Annotated in this window: 23 protein-coding genes and 1 pseudogene; 6 read left to right on the forward strand and 18 right to left on the reverse strand. The window is 46.4% G+C overall.

The features are described 5' to 3' along the window. Nucleotides 1-5 precede the first annotated feature (5 nt). From SFC66_RS15770 to SFC66_RS15800, 7 genes are all read right to left on the reverse strand, one after another. Nucleotides 6-824, reverse strand: coding sequence for a sugar phosphate isomerase/epimerase family protein (locus tag SFC66_RS15770; RefSeq protein WP_411219685.1), 819 nt, complete (start codon nucleotides 822-824; stop codon nucleotides 6-8). Beyond that, on the reverse strand, nucleotides 821-1,996 hold the full coding sequence (locus SFC66_RS15775) for a dihydrodipicolinate synthase family protein (protein WP_411219686.1): 1,176 nt from the start codon (nucleotides 1,994-1,996) through the stop codon (nucleotides 821-823). The genes SFC66_RS15770 and SFC66_RS15775 overlap by 4 nt, the downstream gene beginning before the upstream one ends. Before the next feature lie 14 nt (nucleotides 1,997-2,010). Beyond that, the gene (locus SFC66_RS15780) at nucleotides 2,011-3,162 is read right to left on the reverse strand and encodes a Gfo/Idh/MocA family protein (protein ID WP_411219687.1); all 1,152 of its coding nucleotides are present in this window, start codon (nucleotides 3,160-3,162) and stop codon (nucleotides 2,011-2,013) included. Nucleotides 3,163-3,242: 80 nt separating this feature from the next. Then, nucleotides 3,243-4,031 (reverse strand): AraC family transcriptional regulator, encoded by a 789-nt coding sequence (locus SFC66_RS15785; RefSeq protein WP_411219688.1) that lies wholly within the window; start codon nucleotides 4,029-4,031, stop codon nucleotides 3,243-3,245. Between the two features lie 70 nt (nucleotides 4,032-4,101). Beyond that, nucleotides 4,102-5,430, reverse strand: coding sequence for a hemolysin family protein (locus SFC66_RS15790; protein WP_411219689.1), 1,329 nt, complete (start codon nucleotides 5,428-5,430; stop codon nucleotides 4,102-4,104). A gap of 176 nt (nucleotides 5,431-5,606) precedes the next feature. Next, complete coding sequence (locus tag SFC66_RS15795; protein WP_411219690.1) at nucleotides 5,607-5,996, reverse strand: sporulation protein; 390 nt, start codon at nucleotides 5,994-5,996, stop codon at nucleotides 5,607-5,609. Nucleotides 5,997-6,252: 256 nt separating this feature from the next. Continuing rightward, entirely contained in the window at nucleotides 6,253-6,795 is a 543-nt protein-coding gene (locus SFC66_RS15800; protein ID WP_411219691.1) for a DinB family protein, read from the reverse strand. A gap of 229 nt (nucleotides 6,796-7,024) precedes the next feature. Here SFC66_RS15800 and SFC66_RS15805 point away from each other — a divergent pair, with 229 nt between their 5' ends. Then, a complete protein-coding gene (locus SFC66_RS15805) occupies nucleotides 7,025-7,660 on the forward strand; it encodes a protein kinase family protein (protein ID WP_411219692.1) in 636 nt (211 codons plus the stop codon). A 12-nt stretch (nucleotides 7,661-7,672) separates the two neighbouring features. Beyond that, nucleotides 7,673-8,083, forward strand: a complete 411-nt coding sequence (locus SFC66_RS15810; RefSeq protein WP_411219693.1) for a hypothetical protein — start codon at nucleotides 7,673-7,675, stop codon at nucleotides 8,081-8,083. Nucleotides 8,084-8,136: 53 nt separating this feature from the next. Here the strand turns inward: SFC66_RS15810 and SFC66_RS15815 are convergent, their stop codons facing one another. The 11 genes and pseudogenes from SFC66_RS15815 to SFC66_RS15865 form a co-directional block, all read right to left on the reverse strand. Beyond that, on the reverse strand, nucleotides 8,137-8,409 hold the full coding sequence (locus SFC66_RS15815; protein WP_411219694.1) for an HU family DNA-binding protein: 273 nt from the start codon (nucleotides 8,407-8,409) through the stop codon (nucleotides 8,137-8,139). Between the two features lie 248 nt (nucleotides 8,410-8,657). After that, complete coding sequence (locus SFC66_RS15820) at nucleotides 8,658-10,121, reverse strand: nicotinate phosphoribosyltransferase (RefSeq protein WP_411219695.1); 1,464 nt, start codon at nucleotides 10,119-10,121, stop codon at nucleotides 8,658-8,660. 164 nt (nucleotides 10,122-10,285) lie between these two features. Then, nucleotides 10,286-10,468 (reverse strand): YolD-like family protein, encoded by a 183-nt coding sequence (locus SFC66_RS15825; protein WP_411219696.1) that lies wholly within the window; start codon nucleotides 10,466-10,468, stop codon nucleotides 10,286-10,288. Nucleotides 10,469-10,626: 158 nt separating this feature from the next. Then, nucleotides 10,627-11,760, reverse strand: a complete 1,134-nt coding sequence (locus SFC66_RS15830) for a glycerate kinase (RefSeq protein ID WP_411219697.1) — start codon at nucleotides 11,758-11,760, stop codon at nucleotides 10,627-10,629. Further along, nucleotides 11,757-12,062, reverse strand: coding sequence for a DUF3219 family protein (locus tag SFC66_RS15835; protein WP_411219698.1), 306 nt, complete (start codon nucleotides 12,060-12,062; stop codon nucleotides 11,757-11,759). Before SFC66_RS15835 ends, SFC66_RS15830 begins: the two co-directional genes overlap by 4 nt. Before the next feature lie 67 nt (nucleotides 12,063-12,129). Continuing rightward, nucleotides 12,130-12,890 (reverse strand): annotated as a pseudogene (locus SFC66_RS15840) (MerR family transcriptional regulator). A 91-nt stretch (nucleotides 12,891-12,981) separates the two neighbouring features. Beyond that, complete coding sequence (locus SFC66_RS15845) at nucleotides 12,982-13,416, reverse strand: NUDIX domain-containing protein (RefSeq protein ID WP_411219699.1); 435 nt, start codon at nucleotides 13,414-13,416, stop codon at nucleotides 12,982-12,984. Nucleotides 13,417-13,431: 15 nt separating this feature from the next. Continuing rightward, on the reverse strand, nucleotides 13,432-14,583 hold the full coding sequence (locus SFC66_RS15850; protein ID WP_411219700.1) for a GNAT family N-acetyltransferase: 1,152 nt from the start codon (nucleotides 14,581-14,583) through the stop codon (nucleotides 13,432-13,434). Between the two features lie 59 nt (nucleotides 14,584-14,642). Next, nucleotides 14,643-15,122 carry a hypothetical protein gene (locus SFC66_RS15855; RefSeq protein ID WP_411219701.1) on the reverse strand — a complete coding sequence of 160 codons (480 nt, stop codon included), beginning with the start codon at nucleotides 15,120-15,122 and terminating at the stop codon, nucleotides 14,643-14,645. A gap of 130 nt (nucleotides 15,123-15,252) precedes the next feature. Continuing rightward, nucleotides 15,253-16,077, reverse strand: a complete 825-nt coding sequence (locus SFC66_RS15860) for an aldo/keto reductase (RefSeq protein WP_411219702.1) — start codon at nucleotides 16,075-16,077, stop codon at nucleotides 15,253-15,255. Nucleotides 16,078-16,158: 81 nt separating this feature from the next. Next, a complete protein-coding gene (locus tag SFC66_RS15865) occupies nucleotides 16,159-17,001 on the reverse strand; it encodes an aldo/keto reductase (RefSeq protein WP_411219703.1) in 843 nt (280 codons plus the stop codon). Between the two features lie 184 nt (nucleotides 17,002-17,185). On the opposite strand from SFC66_RS15865, the gene SFC66_RS15870 reads away from it, so the two are divergent. The 4 genes from SFC66_RS15870 to SFC66_RS15885 are packed head-to-tail and all read left to right on the forward strand — an operon-like array spanning nucleotide 17,186 to nucleotide 19,845. Next, nucleotides 17,186-17,638, forward strand: coding sequence for a LytTR family DNA-binding domain-containing protein (locus tag SFC66_RS15870; protein WP_411219704.1), 453 nt, complete (start codon nucleotides 17,186-17,188; stop codon nucleotides 17,636-17,638). Nucleotides 17,639-17,641: 3 nt separating this feature from the next. Continuing rightward, the gene (locus SFC66_RS15875; protein ID WP_411219705.1) at nucleotides 17,642-18,082 is read left to right on the forward strand and encodes a DUF3021 family protein; all 441 of its coding nucleotides are present in this window, start codon (nucleotides 17,642-17,644) and stop codon (nucleotides 18,080-18,082) included. Further along, the gene (locus SFC66_RS15880) at nucleotides 18,069-19,007 is read left to right on the forward strand and encodes an ABC transporter ATP-binding protein (protein WP_411219706.1); all 939 of its coding nucleotides are present in this window, start codon (nucleotides 18,069-18,071) and stop codon (nucleotides 19,005-19,007) included. The genes SFC66_RS15875 and SFC66_RS15880 overlap by 14 nt, the downstream gene beginning before the upstream one ends. Further along, complete coding sequence (locus tag SFC66_RS15885) at nucleotides 18,973-19,845, forward strand: ABC transporter permease (protein ID WP_411219707.1); 873 nt, start codon at nucleotides 18,973-18,975, stop codon at nucleotides 19,843-19,845. The genes SFC66_RS15880 and SFC66_RS15885 overlap by 35 nt, the downstream gene beginning before the upstream one ends. Nucleotides 19,846-19,894 lie beyond the last annotated feature (49 nt).

The following is a 19,894-nucleotide window of genomic DNA, read 5'->3' on the forward strand; positions in this document are numbered from 1 at the left end:
TCCTTCTACACATGCGCTTGATAGCATTGCTTTATCTGATGAAGCACTTCATCACCCGGTTGATCCCAAATTTCCTGATTGATGATTTCCACTTCAATCGGACCGTGATAACCTGCTTCTTCTACCATACCACGCATTTCATGCAAATTGATGACACCGTCCCCCATCATGGCCCTTCCTTTGAACATATCCTTCATCGGCACCTTCCAATCTGATACATGGAAACCGAGAATCTTACCCTTGGCACGCTTAATCTGGTTTTTCAGCTCTGGATCCCACCAAACATGGAAGGCATCGACCACTACCCCAAGATGATCAGATTGCAGCTTCTCTGCCAAACCATTCGCCTGCCCAAGTGTGTTAATCACAGAGCGATCTGCTGCATACATCGGGTGAAGTGGCTCGATACCAAGCTTCACTTCCAGTTCTTCCGCGTACGGCAGGATTGCCTCGATTCCTTCCTCTACCCAATGACGAGCCTGTGCAATATTCTTATCAGGCGACGGCCCGCAGACCAGTACCAATACATCGGTACCCAAAGCCTTCGCATCTTCTATCGCCTGTTTATTATCATCGATGCGCCGCTGCCTCTCCTGCTCCGTTGCTGCCGGGAACATGCCGCCACGGCAAAGACTGGACACTTGTACCCCATATTCAATCAATAGCTTTTTTGCTTCTTTCACACCGATCTTCTCCAATTTATGCCGCCATATGGAAATCCAGTGGATATCATGCCGGGCACAGCCTTGGATTGCTTGGGTCAGCGACCAGTTTTCTGTCGTGATCTGATTGAGGCTGAGCAGCTGCAAATCGGCTTTTGTCATAGCGTCACCTTCTGTTCGATGCCTGCAAGTTTCAGCACAAGCTGCATCCGACCGGCAGCAAGATCCGGATCCACCAGGACACCCGCCTGGTCAGCCAAACGGAATAGCTCACTCAAATGCAGAACAGACCTTGCACCTTCTGCACCGCCGATCATGCGGAAATGCGATTGATATCCATTCAAATATGCCAGGAAAACGACGCCTGTTTTGTACGCATACGTCGGCGTTTCAAATATGTGTCGAGCAAGCGGCACTGTTTTATCGAAAATCTCCCGATATCCGTCCACATCATCGCTATCAAGTGCACGCAGCGCCTCTGATGCAGCGGGAGCAATCGCATCGAAGATTCCGAGCAATGCGTGGCTGTAATGCTCGCCATCTCCTTGAATCAATTCAGGGTAATTGAAATCATCTCCTGTATACATCCGAACTGAGGCAGGCAGTTTGGACCGCATCTCGATTTCCCTGTCTTTATCCAGCAGCGAAATCTTGATTCCATCGATTTTCTCTTTGTATTGGTGAATCAAATCGAGACAAGCATCCATCGCATGTTCGATTGTTTCCGAGCCCCAGTAGCCTGTCAATTTCGGGTCGAACATCGGTCCGAGCCAATGCAGTATGACTGGCTTTTGCACTCCTGCCAGCACATGGCCGTAAACATCCTTGTAGTCTGCGGCCGATCGTGAATTGGCAGCAAGTGCCCGGCTTGCCATCAAAATGATCCGGCTCCCGGTTCCTTCGACGAAGGTACACTGCTCTTCATAAGCTTGCTTGATCTCCGACATCGTAAATGTACCGTCTGCCGGCAAATGATCCGTTCCTGCCCCGGAAGCAAGCAATGCATTCTCCTTCTTGGCTTCCGCTGCACTTACCGAAATCAGTTCCTTTGCCATCTCCCAAGTAAGACCCATTCCGCGCTGCGCTGTATCCATCGCTTCTGCTACGCCAAATCCAAGCTTCCACAATGCTTTGCGATACGCAAGCGTACTATCCCAATCCACTGCACCGCCTAGGACCGGATGCGCTTCGGATGCTGCATCTGCCACCACGTGAGCGGCCGAATAAGCAGTCCTTGTTCGGAATGTGCCCTCGGTTGGATAAGTGGAAGCCGGATGGACCAGCTTGTATGCTTCCAGCGTGCGTCCTTGCTTCGGTAAAAGTATCGTCGTCATGCAGCTTCCTCCTTTTATACTTCCAGACTCGGAACAGTGACCCATTTCTTCTCACGCCACGCTTCCAGCCCAAGATCAGACAGCTGGGTGCCTTTTGCACCTTCCAGCAAATCCCACGGGAATTCCGCGTTCTCTTCCACATGCTTGAGGAACAATTCCCATTGGATCTTGAATCCATTTTCATACGAACGATTTTCCGGCAGCGTCTCCCACTGGGAACGGAAATCGATTGTATTCGGAATATCCGGATTCCACACCGGCTTCGGCGTTGTCACCCGATGCTGCACCTTGCAGTCACGCAGACCGGCCACAGCGCTTCCAAGCGTCCCGTCGACTTGGAATGTCACCAGATCATCGCGGTCGACCCGCGTTGTCCAAGAGGAGTTGGCCTGTACGACCACCCCGTTTTTAAGAGCAAAAATAGCATACGCTGCATCATCCGCCGTTGCTTTATACTGATTGCCCGCTTCATCCACGCGATACGGAATATGCGTTGCGCCAAGACAAGTCAAGCTATCGATTTCCCCGAAAAGATGATCGATCACATAACGCCAATGCGCAAACATATCGACGATGATGCCGCCGCCATCTTCTTCGCGGTAATTCCAGCTTGGCCGTTGCGCCTCCTGCCAATCGCCTTCGAATACCCAATAACCAAAGTCCAGTTTTACTGATAAAATATCACCAAAGTAATCGCTGTCGATCAAATGCTTCAGCTTCAAAAGCCCTGGCAGGAATAGCTTATCCTGTACCACGCCATTTTTCACGCCAGCTTCCCGTGCCAATCTGGCGAGTTCCAAGGAGCCCTCCAAGCTGGTCGCCGTCGGTTTCTCACAATAAATATGCTTTCCAGCCTGAATCGCCTGCTTGATACCGGCTTCCCTCCGATTTGTCGTTTGAGAATCAAAGTAGATCTGATTATAGCCATCAGCCAAAGCTGCATCCAAGTCGGTACTGTACCGTTCCACGTCATTTTCCCGGGCAAGTTTTGCCAGCTTCTCTTCATTGCGTCCGATAAGAATCGGGTCGGGTATCAATCTATCTCCGCTGGAAAGCAGTACCCCGCCTTCTGCCCTTATCGCAGCGATGGACCTGATAAGATGCTGATTCGTTCCCATTCTGCCTGTCACACCGTTCATGATTACGCCAATTTTTTTAGTCGCCATTCCGCGCCCTCCCACTATCCAATTTAAGGACAGTATAAATGAAGCGTTTACATTTTTCTTATCATTCTTTTCCTTCATTCTCAATTTCGGAACTCATCTGTCGTGCGCCGATAAACATTCGGTGTGACGCCCACATATTTCTTGAAGACACGATAAAAGGTCGAAACTGCTTCAAATCCAACTTCGAAGCAGATCGAGACAATTTCCCGGTCCGATTCACGGAGCATTTTCTTCACCCTCATCAGCCGCACCTCTGTCAGGAATTGATAAGGTGTCATGTCATACATTTCTTTGAAAATCTGATTCATATAACGACTGCTCACACCCGCTCTGGCAGCCACTTCCTCCATACTGGCAATCTCGAAATATCGTGTTTCCAAGTGATGCTTGAGCCACTTCGCCCGTCTTGTATTCGTATCCTGCGTTGTATCTTCCCGCTGCATGACAGCCAGTTGATAAAGTACTTGCGAAAGCAGGAGTTTCAGCCCCATCGTATGTATCGGATGTGCCTGGGATTGCTCGAACAGCATCTTCCGCAGCAGCTGACGGATTTCGCTGCTTTCGAACAAAGATAAATTCAGTACACGTGAACCTGCAAATACCGGCTCTACAAGATGATGAACGACATCTTCGGCAAGCTTGCGGAAATCGAATTCCAGCACAAGCACCGTCATTTTCGAATGAGCTTGGATGCTGTGGTTCGTATGCGGAGAAATCAGTACGATACTGTCTGGATGCAGCTTCTGACTTTCTGTATCCAATACGCAGTTCCCTTCTCCATCGAGCACATAAAGCAGTTGATGCGTGTTATGCTGATGCCTGGCAACTTCATTCTTTTCCTGATGTTTATTTTCATACAGCCTGATCAATGGGCATTTACCTCCAATAAAGAAGACCGGGATGCATACGAGGCATCCCGGCCTTTAGTTTACTCATTTATCAAGCTTCCATCATTGGAAGCTGTTTTTGTTCCAGGATGCGCAGTTCGATCATTAGGATCTGATGGTTATCCATTTCGATAACTTCCCACTCATTTCCTGCTGCATCAACTACCGTAGTTTGAGAATCCACTTCGTCGTTCTTGACGAAAATCCAGCCGCCTATCGTATCGACATCCTCACGATTGTCGAAGGCAAAGCCGAATTGGTCCTCTAAATCATCCAGCAGCACACGTCCATTGATATGGAACGTCAGCTCTGATACTTCCTGTACATCCGGTACTTCATCTTCATCGAATTCATCATGGATTTCCCCGACGATTTCCTCAAGAATATCTTCCATCGTCAGGATCCCTGCCGTTCCGCCGTATTCATCCACAACGAGCGCAATATGCACGCGTTCAGTCTGCATCTTCAATAGGGCATCCTGCAAGGACGTTCCCTCATGGATGAGCGGCAGCTCATGGATGAAGCTAGGCAGGCTCCGTCTTCTGCCTGCAGCAAAATCCGTCAGCATTTCCTTTACATTGACGAAACCGATGATGTGGTCCTTATCTCCATCCTCTGTCACCAGATAACGCGTGAACTGATGCTCATCGATGATCCCGATCACTTCAGCAGCAGTCATGGATTTCTCCAATGTGACAACCTGTGTCCGCGGTACCATGATATCTTTCGCTACGCGTTCATCGAATGTAAAGATATTTTCCATATAACTAAGTTCTGTTTTGTTTATTTCACCACTTTGATAGCTTTGCGTCATGATGATACGCAATTCTTCTTCCGAGTGTGCCGATTCATGGGCTGCCGGCTTCACACCGAATATCTTCAAAAACACTCGTGCAGAGCCGTTAAGCAAATAAATGAAGGGTGCCATCAATTTACCGAACCAGTATAATGGCGGTCCCAGGATCAATGTCAATTGCTCCGTGTACTGGATCGCCAGTGTCTTAGGCGCCAATTCCCCGATGACGACATGCAAGAATGTCACCGATGCAAAGGCGATGGCATATGAAAGCAAAGTCGAGACGGATTCAGAAAGACCGAAATCGTTAAAGACCGGATGAAGCATCTTCTCCACTGTCGGTTCTCCCAATGCTCCCAATACCAGCGCTGTCACAGTGATACCAAGCTGACATGCCGATAAGTAATAATCCAGGTTATCCACGAGCTTCTTGACGATGGTTGCCCGCTTATTGCCTTCTGCAACCAGCTGATCGATACGTGACATACGCACTTTCACAACCGCAAACTCCGCGCCTACGAAAAAGGCTGTCAAAATGATGAATAACACTACTAAACTTAAATTGATGACTATTGATGGGTCCAATTAATTCCCTTCTTCAAATGAAGGGATTCACCTCGCTTATTTGTTTGATAGTTTACAAGCCGATTAATAAAATAGCTGCGACACCTAAGTAAGGAGCAGCGCCAGCAAAACTTCTGTCATGGTTGGTTGTTATTCTCAGCAAAGCCTTCCCAATGCGATCTCCCCTTTCTTGGCATCTAGGCTAATATCTTCACTTGCCTATCATCCTTCGCACATTTTTCATTTGCGAATGTCAGCTTGGTCTGCAGCTCATAGACCAGCGTGCCGGAGCTCGGTTCCAATTCCTCTGGCAAACGGAATTTGAACGGCTTTTGAATTCGTTCATTTGATTTCAGCTGCTTCGTCATATAGATGCTTAATACATTCTTTATATTCACTATTTTATCGGTTGCGCTGTTTTTTATAACCAAATCGCAATCCAATCTATTCAAATCTTGCACCTTCCAGCCTCCAAGAAGCTGAAAATGCCCTTCAATCTTTTCTCCTGCATGATAGCTTGCCTGATTCAGTTCGAGCTTGATGGATGGTGCCCGCCGCTGCATCATTTCTAAGCATTTCTTCAACACGGAAAGTATTCCTCCATTACATATACTAAACGAAAAGGACCCCCACAGCGTGAAGGTCCCGTCTGTAATCAGCCTTCACCAAATTGGCAAAGGTCTGGCAAACAACATGACGTTGTCAGTTAAACCGGCGATAGCAAGCTATCACGTATTGTCGACTTAACTGGAAGCTACTCCCCTTTGGAGCAATCACAATCCCATTCTATTAATCTGCAATTTAGTGTACACGAAGACGCTCCCTCTGTCAATATACCCCAAATCACATCCGGTTGAGCGGATACATGGCAGAAGCGAAATATCGCTCGTGAAGGATATGATGATGATGCCGTTCATGGCCGAGCATGATATACGCCAATGCCCGAACCGACGTGACATGGCCGTTTGCCATACCCTGCCTGATCAAATCCTGTTCGTTCAACGATTCCAGTAAGCTGATGGTCGATGCCCGGACCGCCCTGTACTGCGCCAGCAGACTTGCCACTGTCATTTCCGTGAACTTCGCCTGCTGCACATAAGCATCCTCGTCAAAGCCCGGCAATGGTGTCATATCGCCCCGAGCTATGGTCAGCAGCCGGTAAGAAAGAATTCTTTCTGTATCCGTCAGATGGCCAATCAGTTCTTTGATCGTCCACTTCCCGGAATCGTATGCGAAACAAGCTTGCTCATCCGTCAGTCCTTGCAGCAGATTAATCGTCTGCCGTTCTTGCTCCTTGTACAAAGCTACTATGTTTCCCTCTGGTACAAGTTTCATATAATCTTGGTAATAAGCAGGATATTCTGTTTCGTTCGGTTTCTTTTGCATATAATCACCTGTTTCTTGATCTGATTTTGTTCAAGTAAAAAAAGAGAAGCTTTATAGAGGACGTTACTGCTATTTTCACGAAGAGTAAAGAAAACAAGCTGGGATACGGTTAAAATAACGAAAAGCAGGAATCATTGACTAATTTTTCAGTATTTTTTTGCACCTTATTCCCAGTTCATGCGTATAATAACTGTACAAGCCTTTGTTCCAAAGAAAAGGAGTGCTGGAAGTGGCTGATTTTGAACAGATTACCAGACAGATTCACATGACAGGTCCTGACACTATGCCTCATTTGACAGCGTATCCTGACTCTCTCATCTTGATTGGGACTGGCAGAAGCGCTTTTGCATTCCGACTTACAAAATCTTCTCAAGTAATCAAGGTCTTTTTTCCCGCATTCCGCCATATTGCGGCAGAGGAAGCGGAAATCTATAAAACTCTCGCTGATAATCAGTTTTTCCCAACACTTCATGCAACCGGTGATGGCTACCTTGTGATCGATTATATTCCTGGCCGGACACTTTACGACTGCTTGCGCGAGGGTATTCCCATAACGGATGAACATATCGCCGACATTGATGATGCCTTGGCACACGCTGCCGCTGCAGGGTTGAACCCATCTGACATACACCTGCGGAACATCATGATCACACCTACAGGCGAGATCAAATTGATCGATCCCGCCCGCTTTCGCCAGCAAAAGCACTGCACGCAATGGGAGGATCTTCATCAGGCTTATGAGAAATTTTATAAGCGCAAGCTGTTCCCGAAAAAGCTGCCCGGCTTCTTACTGGAGTTCATTGCCTACTTGTACAAAAGACGAAAATCCATCACCTTACACACACCGAATAAAGCCATTCATTAAAGGAGCTTGATCATGACAACAACCATATCCCAAGCAGAAGCATATCAAATCGAACGCATCGTCCACAGCGGCCTGGAAAGGATGCAAACCGCTGCGCTGATTGAAGCTGGCGATGTAAGCACCCTCCAGCGAAGTTATCCGAAAGCAGATTCAGATATGCTGCTGGATCAGAAAAGCAAATTGGCAGAAGCTTTGAAAGATGGTTACAGCATTTCCTTCCCTACTTTCAATGGTGTACGCAATCTGCTTCATTTACGCTTTGGCCTGGAAGAAGATAAAGATTATGTCACCAATGATAAAACAGTGCAAAATCTTGAAGCGGATCCAGCAACGACAGCAACTTTGAAAACAATGTTCGAACCGCTATGGAAGATAGAGGAAAGCGATGGACGGCTGACCATCACCCATATCAGCAAATTATAAGAAAAGCCGGCGCATCACTGCGCCGGCTTTTTCGATTCCGGAAGGATAAGTTATTATTTTACTGCTTCTTTGAAGTCTTTACCTGCTTTGAAAGCTGGAGCCTTGGATGCAGGGATTGTGATTTCTTCTCCAGTCTGCGGGTTACGGCCAGTACGTGCCGCACGCTCTCTCACTTCGAAAGTACCGAAGCCTACAAGCTGTACTTTTTCGTCTTTTGCAAGTGTTTCGGAGATTGTTTCAAGTAGTGCGTCAACTGCTTTGCTTGCATCTTTTTTAGATAGTTCTGCTTGTTCTGCTACTGCTTCTACTAATTCTGCTTTGTTCATGAAAAACACCTCGTTTAATAAATTTATACATAACCTTCACCTGATGTAAAAGCTGTATGTTCTAGATTCATATGCAGGAATATCCCTATTCCCGTATTTCCTTATTATAGCATGCATATTAGCCTACATGGCTATTAATCTGCATTCTTAACATTGCTGCAACAGCATTTTCACATGTTTCCGAGTTATGGGACAGAAACTCAATAATACAGTTATTCCCATTAAAAAGAATTGTAACCCTTTTACGTTTATTTATGCAATGATTTTACATGATCTTTCACTTGCTGGATATTTCGCATCTTGTTATCCCAGCACTTTTGACTGAGATCGACAGGATATTCCTCTGGTGCTATCGGGCGTTTATATTCATCCCACAACAAGGAAAGATTTGACTTGGCATAAGCCTTGATATCGTCAATGGCCGGAAGCTCATAGACAAGTTTGCCATCTTTGAAAATCGTCTTGTGCAAATCGACTGCATCGTAATCTGTCACAAACTTGCTGACGTAAGTATGGACAGGATGGAACATTTTCAGATGATCCTCTTGCTGTGGATCTTCCTCTTCCATGGCAATGTAATCACCTTCGGATTTCTTATTGATCCGATTGATGATCCGGTAGACCTTCTTCAATCCTGGTGTTGATACTTTCTCCGGATTGCCGCTGATTTTGATCGTATCCTGCATCACGCCGTCTTCCTCGATGCTTACGAGCTTATAAACCGCACCTAAAGCTGGCTGATCGTAAGCAGTGATCAGCTTTGTGCCTATGCCCCAGATATCGATTTTCGCTCCTTGCGCTTTCAAGCTCTGGATCGTTTCTTCATCCAGATCATTCGATGCAGAAATCTTCGTCTCCGTAAATCCAGCATCATCCAATGCCTTACGCGCCTTCTTGGATAAGTATGCCAAATCCCCGCTATCCAGCCTGATCGCATTGAAGTTGATGTTATCGCCTTGTTCCTTTGCCACTCGAATCGCGTTCGGTATACCTGAACGAAGCGTATCGTATGTGTCGACTAGGAAAGTACAATTCTTATGCCGCTCAGCATACTTCGTGAATGCCGTGTATTCGTCACGATAAGCCTGGATCATGGAGTGTGCCAAAGTTCCGGCAACCGGAATGCCGAATTTCTTGCCTGCACGGACATTCGAAGTCGCTTCGAATCCGCCAATGAATGCCGCTCTTGTTCCCCACACAGCTGCATCCAGTTCATGGGCACGACGGCTCCCCATTTCCAACGCTATCTCGTCGCCAAGCAGCAGCTTGATCCTGGAAGCTTTGGTTGCAATCAGCGTCTGATAGTTGACGATATTAAGAATCGCTGTCTCTACGAGCTGTGCTTCAGCCAGCGGGGCCTCGATTCGCATCAGCGGCTCATTGCTGAAGACAAGTTCCCCTTCCACGACCGAGTATACGGTTCCGGTGAAACGTAAATCCTTCAAAAATTCGAGAAAATCCCCTGCATAGCCTAGCTCATCCCGCAAGTAAGCTAAATCGCTTTCTGTGAACCGGAATTGCTGCAAGTATTCTATCACCCGCTCCAGTCCCGCAAAGATGGCAAAGCCGTTGCCGAACGGCAGCTTGCGGAATGAAACCTCGAATACGGCTTTTCTGCCGTGAATTCCATCATTCCAATATGTTTCAGCCATATTGATTTGATAAAGATCTGTATGTAAAGTCAGTCCATCATCTGGATATTGCGAACTCATGCTTGAAACCTCCACTAATCAGCCCGTGCATCTGACAGCTGTTTTCCCGTATCCGTTTACATAAGGGAACGGGTATCTTATTCGTTCCCTCCATTGTACCGCAAAACTGGTAAAAAACATAAAAAAATCGCCGAAAACATCGAAAGATGCTTCCGGCTTCCCCATCAATGTATGTGCTGAATCCCCGCGATATGGATTATCATTCGTTTCTTCTCATCGTTTTCCAGACAAAGCGTTTGGTCCAAGAGATCCAGATTATGATATCTTCCCGTAAAGGTATGCAGTGAGCCATTCTCGTAATAAGAGATTGTCATATCACCGTTTTTCCTAAGCGCTTTCAAAATCATCCCAGCCTCTCCTTTCTGTATACCTCACACTTGATACTTTAAGTATACGTGATACAGTAACCGCTTACAATATACAGTGTGACCAATTTGTGAAGTTTTATACATAAAGAAAGGTATCTTTCAGACCATCACTCATCAAGAAAGAATTCTTTTCATATTTACCGGGATAATTGCAGCATTTTACTTATGTTATAAAGAGTTTGCTCGACATTTGCCGCCCCGTTTTCCAGTGCCTTTTCCAAGTCGATCACACCTGGTGTGATACTGAACACAGCATCGATACCGTGATCATACACCGCCTCACTGCCTTTTCCTATATTTCCCGCAATCGCGATGACCGGTATTTCAAACTGCTTGGCTGTCTTGGCTACACCGATTGGGGTTTTTCCATAAATCGTTTGACCGTCGATTTTTCCTTCTCCGGTGATGACTAACTGTGCATCTTTCATATGATCAGCTAATCCAGCCGCCTCTTTCACAATCGTTATACCGCTTTTCAGTTTAGCCGGAACAAATGCGATCAATCCTGCACCCAAACCTCCTGCTGCGCCTGCGCCTGGTACTTGTTTAATGGTTTTTCCAACAGCCGCTTCCACTATCGCCGCATAGTGTTCAAGTATGTTATCCAGCTGCTGGACCATTTCTTCGTCTGCGCCTTTTTGCGGTCCAAAAACAACAGATGCTCCATTTGGGCCGATGAGCGGGTTCTCCACATCACAAGCCACCTCCACTGAAACATGCTGCCAGCGCGGATCCAGTCCTTTCAAATCCACTTCTGCAAGCTCTTTCAGCGCTCCAGCACCATCTTGTAACGTCTTTCCATGTGCATCAAGGAATTTCACCCCTAAAGCAGCAGCCATACCTGCGCCGCCGTCATTGGTCGCACTGCCGCCAAGACCGATGATCAGATGCTTTGCACCAGCGTCCAAGGCCGCCTGCATCAATTCCCCGGTTCCGCGTGTCGTGGCCAGCAGCGGTTCCCTGTTACAGGGCGGCACAAGATGCAGCCCTGAAGCTTCCGCCATCTCGATGACAGCTGTCTTTCCATCTCCTAGCATGCCGTATGCTGCTCTCACTTCATCCCCAAGCGGACCCGTAACCGAATGATAAAACAATTCACCGCCTGTGGCATCCACCAATGATTGAACTGTCCCTTCTCCGCCATCTGCCATCGGAACCTTCACAACATCCGCTCCTGGGATGGCACGCTTTATCCCCCGCTCACACGCGTCCGCAACTTCCAATGCCGTCATACTCTCCTTGAAGGAGTCAGGCGCCACGACGATCTTCATCGTGCGACTCCTGCTTTTTCCTCCAGCACAAGGGAATACTCACCAACTTGATTTTTTTCGTACAAGTTCGTGATACTCGTGCTGTACTGTTTGATTGTCGCATCAAATACAATGTCCTCATCCGGGACTTCCACATGAAAATCATCTTTATATAATAAAACGGCCACATCATGATATGTTTCACTTGTCACAGGAAACTTGAACTGTATTTCGTGCAGCTGCTTGCCATCTTTTTCACTATAACGATGTTCGTAATCGTAAGCCGCCAGTTCCATGCCATTCACTACCACTTTTGTGTTCATATCATCTCTCCTTTTCCCCAAGTGTATCACCTCTGTGCTGCAATATACAAAAAGCTGAGCACAATGCTCAGCTTTTTGTATATTGCCGGATGCAGTCCCGAAGAAAATGGGCAGCACCCTTTTGGACATGCTCTTCATAATACGCTGTAAAACGTTCATCCTGCACATACATTTCAGCCAATCCCACATGTGCTTCTATTGAATACACAGGCCAAGTGAAAGAGAGCCATTCACGATGCAGCTCTGCAGCCCCAATGCATCTTTTCCTGCTGGATTTCCTGCTTGCATTGCCAGGTTCAAATGTTGGAATAATTGCTTTTCGGTCCCCTGCATCTTCTTGTACTGCTCCTCTGATAATCCTTTGAATTTCCGGTTGGCAGCATCGACTGCTTCTTCTCCATACGCTTCCCTTATTTCACCTCCATACTTCGCTTCGTTCTCACTAATCTTTTCTTCCTTGAAACCCTCGAACTTCTCTTTGTCGCTCATTTGCAGCTCCCTTTCCATCGCTTGGATGCTTTTTTCTACATTCTCAAGCAGTATGGTGATCCGTTCCTGTTTATCGCGCAAACTTTCACGGTGTTCCTTCAGAGCTTTCTTTCGATTGAATCCTGGTGAATGGATGATGGACTTGATTGTTTCCAAGTCAACCTCAAGCTCCCGATAAAAAAGGATCTGTTGCAGCAAATCCACCTCTTTTTCGGTGTAGATTCGATAACCACTTTTATTGATCTCAGCTGGTTGCAGCAGACCGATTTGGTCATAATAGCGCAGCGTACGCTTACTCACACCAGCAAGCTCTGCCAGCTTCTGCACGGTATATTCCACCAAATTCCCTCCCTTCTCATCTACACTTTAAACGTTGACGCAACGTCAGCCGCAAGCATTTTTTCATAGAAAAAGACAAACCGATGCAAAATCAGTTTGTCTCCAATGTGCTATGCCATTCCGATACCGGAAGCTGCTTGTTGCGCAAGAAATCGATAAGTGGGTAAGGCTGTAGATCAAGATTATCAAAGTCAGCGGGATCCGCCCAGAAAAATCGCAGATGCGGCTCCTGACTCATGATTTCCTCACTCTCGATCACCACTTCGAATACATGTGTCAATTCAAAGTGCTCCGTATCATCATGCTGCCAGCTATGTTCAAAGTCGCCGAGAAAGTGAATGACCTTCCCGTTCACACCAAGTTCTTCACTTAGCTCGCGCAGCAAAGCTGTTTCAGCACCTTCACCAAGCTCGACATGACCGCCAGGCAAAAAACTGTTCTGCCACCCCTCTGCCTTAGCAAGCAGGATATGTTCGCCGCTGCGAATGACGGCACGAGCAAGCCGGTGAAATTCTTTCTTTTTCATATATTGCTAGTCTCCTTAGAAGAAATCGTAAAAATAGGCTTCCCGGTTCGGGATACTTTGCTCGAATTTCCGGACCATTTCCTCTGGTCCATCTATCAAGCCAGCCTGCCAAAGGGTAAGCGGGCGCTTATATCCAAACGCAATAGCGGAAAGCATGTTGATGGATAGGCTGATGCCTTTTGTCTCGGACGAAATTGCCGTGCTTTCATCTTTAAAAGAAAATGTATCGTTGTTCTCTTCGATTATTTTATCCTCTACATGCAGCACAACACCAGCAGGACTTTGCTGCCAATCATACTTTTCAAAGAAAGCAGGAACATCCAATATCCGAGCCATGAAATAAGGATAGCTTTTCAATGCAAGCTGCGGATCAGGCAGCATGAAAATCAGCGGATCATGATGCGGTAGATCAAGCGTGATCTCCTCGAACATCGAGTCATGCTGCGCAAGGAAGTTCCATAGTCCGATACGCGCATCCGCAGTCAAGGCGACGAACTCCGAAACTTCCAGCTTGTCGCGTGAAGATGTTTCGTAAATCATATAACCTTGCGCTTTTCCGCTCGCATCCCGATAAATGGCGATAAAGTCATGATCACCATAAAAACGCTGCTGCCACCAGGAACTCTCCCGCGCCAGCATACCGCTGTATGTAGCAGCATACGTCGTGTACATATCCTCGATCAGCTGTGAATGTTCTTCTTTCTTTACACGCTCAATCGTTCCATCAACCGGCGCCATCCGCACGAGGTCCTTCTTCTTCAGCGTGTAAATCGTGCGATCTGCGAATAACTCATAACCAAACCGGCGATAAAAATCAACATAGAAAGGATGCAGCATGGATACAAGCATCCCTTGCTCGCGCATAAGGTAAAGCGTATCACTCAAAAGCTGCTTTATGTAGCCATTCCGGCGATATTCAGGATAAGTAGCTACACCGGCAATCCCGCCCATCGGAATGGTCTGCTCACCAAGCCTGATTGCAAGCGGCAGCATATGGAGCTTGGCAGCCAATTTACCATTTTCCTTGATTCCGTAAAGCTGTTGATATTGATCCATCTGCTTCAATCTCTCAGCCCGCTTTTCTTTTGGTATCTCATACCGAAAAGCATACTCCGACATCTGCATTGCTGCTTCCAAGTCTTGCATCTGCAATTGTTCTGTCTTCATCCTGATCCCTCCTCTATTTTTCCCTTTTACTATAGCATACGTATTCCAGAATATTACCATTAATCCATTTTGTTTTCGGATATGTTTCTAACTGAATCATTGCTTGATTGCCGTTTACAGCCGATCACCGCATCCTTAGTTCTTTTCCACTTCCTCAGTGACATACAAATGACATCCTCCTTTCGTTTGCTTCCCTTCGACCCTGAGAAAAGGTCGGCGTTCACCTGTTGGGACTGTAACAGTCGCTTGTGCATCTTCAGAGAATATCCCCTCCCAAAATACCTGCTTCCGGTCGGCCACTGCAAGATCAACTCTCCTCCTTCAACTTGCACCTCATAGCTGAGCGTCACCAAATGGTCTTGCTTACCTTTAAAATAATAATCTTCAAAGCCATTGAATTTGTCATAAGTGATTGTTATCTTTTCGTTTGATTGCTTATAGACGTATTTCTTTTTGCTGTTTAGCTTGATCACCTTGAATTTCAGCAGCACCCCGAAAATCAAAAGAAGAACTATCACTCCGATAATGTCTGCGAGCACCTTATTCCATCCCTTCACTGTTTCATCAAGACCACAGATAAAACGTCTTCATCTATCCAATGTAAAGGAATCCACTTCCCTTTCCAACCAACAAAAAAAGAGCGCCATATCGGCGCTCCCTCTGTCTTTCTTATCGTACGTTCATTTCATTTGGATTAGGACCTTTGCGGCGTCCTGCATCCAATTTGTTGATTGCATCCATATCTTCAGCAGAAAGCTCGAAGTCGAATACTTGGAAGTTTTCTTCGATACGGGATGGTGTTACGGATTTCGGAATGACGATTGTGTCATTCTGAAGGTGCCAGCGAAGCACGACTTGTGCTGCTGTTTTGCCAAGCTTGTCAGCAATTGCTGTCACAACCTCATCCTTCAGCACATCGCCGCCTTGGTCAAGCGGGCTCCATGCTTCCACGAAGATATCATGCTTCTTACAGAATTCTTTTAGTTCGTTTTGTGCCAAGTACGGATGGCATTCCACTTGGTTCAATACTGGTTTGATTTCTGTTTCTTTCAACAGACGCTCCAAATGTTCGATTTCGAAGTTACATACGCCGATTGCTTTCACGCGGCCGTCTTTGTAAAGCTTCTCCATCGCTTTGAACGTATCCACATAATCATCATGTTCCGGTGTTGGCCAATGGATAAGATAAAGATCCACATAATCAAGACCAAGACGCTCAAGGCTTGCTTCGAAGGCTGAGATTGTATTGTCATATCCTTGATCGGAGTTCCATACTTTCGTCGTGATGAACAAATCTTCTCTGTTCACTTTCGCTTCTTTGATTGCTTTGCCGACGCCTTCTTCATTTTTATAAATCATAGCTGTGTCGATGCTTGTATAACCAGCTTCAAGTGCTTTTGCTACTGCAGCAGTTGCTTCTTCGTTTCCTACTTGCCATACTCCAAAGCCGAGCTGTGGCATTTTCAAGCCATTATTAAGTGTTACATAGTTCATTTAAAAGCACTCCTTTAGCGGTTTTTTCGTATTCAGTATAGCGTTTGCCTATACTGACTGTCATGTAAAATGCCTATGACTTCACACAACCTCCAACGGTATTTTCGACGTTGGCGGCGGAAATTCCTTGTCTAATTTTGCAAGATCCTCTTTATTCAGAACGATATTTCCCGCTTCGGCATTTTCCATTGTATGAGCAGCTTGTCCTGCTTTTGGAATGCTGAGAACTTGTCCTGACTGGATCGTCCATGCTAAAGCTATCTGGGAAACCGATACGCCGTATGCTTTCGCTAGATCCCTGACAGCAGCATTTTGCAGGATCTCTTGCCGATCACCTTGCGCTAAAGGGCAATACGCCATGAGGGGGACATCTTTCTCTTTATGCCAAGGCATCAGATCATATTCGATTCCCCTAGCAGTCAAATTATAGAGAACTTGATTGACGGCACAATTTCTTCCGTTGTCCACAGCCCATAATTCTTCCATATCTTCTGTATCGAAATTCGATACGCCCCAACGCTTGATTTTCCCTTCTTTCTTCAGCTGTTCAAAAGCAGCCACTGTCTCCTCAAGCGGCACCCTTCCACGCCAGTGGAGCAAATACAAATCCAAATAGTCAGTGCCAAGGCGCTCCAGGGAATCATTACAAGCTTTTACTACATCATCAAAGGATGCATTGGAGGGCAGCACTTTTGAAACAAGGAAGACCTTTTCCCTCCTATTAGCAATAGCTTCACCGACGAGATGCTCCGACCGGCCGCTGCCATACATCTCCGCTGTGTCGATCACCTGCAGCCCTTGATCGATTCCAGTCCGCAAAGCTTGGATTTCATCATGGCGTTTCGATTTGTCGTCAGCCATATACCATGTACCCTGTCCAATAGCAGGCAGTTCGATTCCATCTGGCAGTGTCACCTTTTTCATTGCATTCTCCTCCTTCTTCTTGCTTACGTTTTCCCGCTTTCCATTATTTATCAAACGTTTGTCCAATATGCTGCAACGGCAGCTTACTTGCCCCAGATGGCAGGTTACACCATCTGCTATTGTATTTCCTGCACCGACCGTTACACTGGAAATATCATCAAGCAGAACGAACAGGAGGAGTGCTATGAAGATAACGATTCAGGAGGACGAGACTTGTCGGGAAACAGAGGTGCACATCACTTGCCGCCAAGCAGATGCACAAATCCTTGAGCTGTTTAAAATTTTGTCCGCATCCAACCAAGAACGCTTGTCCGGGGAGAGAAATGGTGAATGGCATTTGCTGCAGCCTGATTCGATCTACTATATCGAGTCTGTTGATAACACTGTATATCTGTATGATAAGACAGCTGTTTACCAATCCTCGTTAAAGCTTTATCAAATCGAAGGTGCCAACTACAGCCCCGATCTGATACGAATATCCAAGTCTGTCATCATCAATTTGGCAAAGGTCGAAAAACTGAAACCTACACTTGGCCGAAAGCTGACTGCTACATTGACGAATGGAGAGAAAATCATCATTTCCCGACAATACGTTCCGCAACTAAAACAAAAACTGGGAATAGGAAAGGAGACATAAATCATGAAAAACTTCGTAAATTTCATTCAAGCTTGGGGCATCATGTTTATGTTCTCTATTTTGGCTACATGTACATATATCTATGTCTTTATCGGAAATACCGAAATGGAAATGGCTCTTGTACCTCAAATCCTACTAATCACATTCATACTGACCTGGGTACAACACTTTATTTTCAGACATGCAAATGAGAGCAATATCGTAATACGTTCCTCCCTGTATCTCCTCGTCGTATTAGGTGCATTCACAGGCGCTGCTTTCTTTTTCAGCTGGTTCGATACAGGAAACTGGAAACTAGTCGGTTTATTAGTTGCACTTGTCGCATTCATTTATCTGATTCTGTGGGGGATCTATCATTTGATCCATACCGTTGAAGCTAGGCAGCTGAATGAAGAACTCTCCAATTACAAAAGGAAGAAGCGTGACATGGATGAGCATCATTGAAATCAGGAATTTAATAAAAACCTACGGCAATTCTGCTGCGGTTGCTGATATTTCTTTTGAAGTGGAAAAAGGCCACCTTTTTGCTTTCCTTGGCGTAAATGGCGCCGGTAAGTCGACGACCATCCATATGATTGCAACGCGGCTGCAGCAGACTTCCGGCTCGATTCTCGTCGATGGCTTTCACGCCGGAGAAAACGATGCAGAAATCCGCAAACGGATCGGACTGGTTTTTCAAGACAATGTATTGGATGACGTGCTTACGGTAAAAGAAAACCTCGCTATGTGGGGACGTTTTTATGGCTTGTCGAAGCAAGATACAGACGCTAGCATCCTTTGGGCAACCGACACACTGCAGCTGGAGTCGATGTTGCATAAACAATTCCGACACTTGTCCGGTGGGCAAAAACGCCGCGCGGAAATCGCCCGGGCACTGCTGCATCGCCCTGCCATCCTCTTCCTGGATGAACCGACAACTGGTTTGGATCCGCAAACAAGGGTGGATGTGTGGAATACCATCGCTGATCTGCAGCAGCAGCTTCAAATGACTGTGTTCCTGACAACACATTATATGGAAGAAGCAGCCGAAGCAGATCAGATAGTCGTGATTGATAAAGGAAAAATCAAGGCACAAGGAACACCAGCTGATTTGAGACAAAAATATGCCAATGACACTTTAAGAATACGTGTCGATCAACCAGATCACGCTATGGCATTTCTCGACGGACTATCGCACACATACAAAAGAAAACAAGACTCCTTTCATATCTCTGTTCCAAATAGCTTACAAGCTTACCATATTCTCCGTCAGCTTGAGGAACACGTCACAGATTTTGAATTGATCAAGGGAAGCCTTGATGATGTTTTTATCAATTTAGTAAAGGAGCATACCTATGCACACAATCTGGCAGCTGACCAAGCGCTCTAACCGGCTGTACTTCCGCGACAAAACCGCTGTCTTCATGTCCTTGCTGACTACAGGGATCATCATCGTGCTTTATTTGCTGTTCCTGGCCGATGTGACGACGGACTCAGCCGAGCAAGCAGCGCAAGGAGCAGTTGGGATGAAGGCATTGATGCAAAGCTGGCTGCTGGCAGGGATCATTGTCGTCATCTCGCTGACGGTCACTCTGTCTGTACTGGGTACGATGATCGAGGATGCTGCCAGCAATCAGCTGCACGCATTGCTCATCACTCCCATCACAAGAACGCAATTAGTCATTGGCTACTTGCTATCCGCCTGGCTCATTGCGGTTGTGTTTTCTGTAAGTGCACTGCTCCTTGCCCAAGGATATTTTTGGATGAGCGATAAACCTACCATAACCTGGGATGATTTACTCGCTGCAGTCGGATTGATCATGCTCATCACTTTTTCTTCTACGGCATTCCTATTCGTCATCACTGTACCGATTTATTCCCGGAACTCTTTCTCATCCATGGGCACATTAGTCGGAACTTTATCCGGCTTCCTTCTCGGCATTTACATCCCTATCGGTCAGATGCCTGGTTTCGTCCAGGAAATCACCAAGTTCTTCCCGCCCACATACGGCGTCGCAGCCTTACGCGACATCCTGATGCAGCCGGCAATGGATGCTAGCTTCAAAAATGCTCCAGTTCCGATAATGGATGGATTCAAAGAAACTTTCGGCTTGCAGATAACCTTATTTGATTCTGTCGTACAACTGCCTATCATTCTCAGTGTACTTATCCTGACAGGAGTGCTCTTTCTAAGCCTTGGCATTTTGATGCGTTCTGTACGGATGTGATAAGGAGACTTCAACTAAAAAAGACAGCACACATATTTATGTGCGCTGT

Origin of the sequence: Terribacillus saccharophilus (assembly GCF_046592895.1) — a bacterium.
Taxonomy (GTDB): domain Bacteria; phylum Bacillota; class Bacilli; order Bacillales; family Amphibacillaceae; genus Terribacillus; species Terribacillus saccharophilus_D.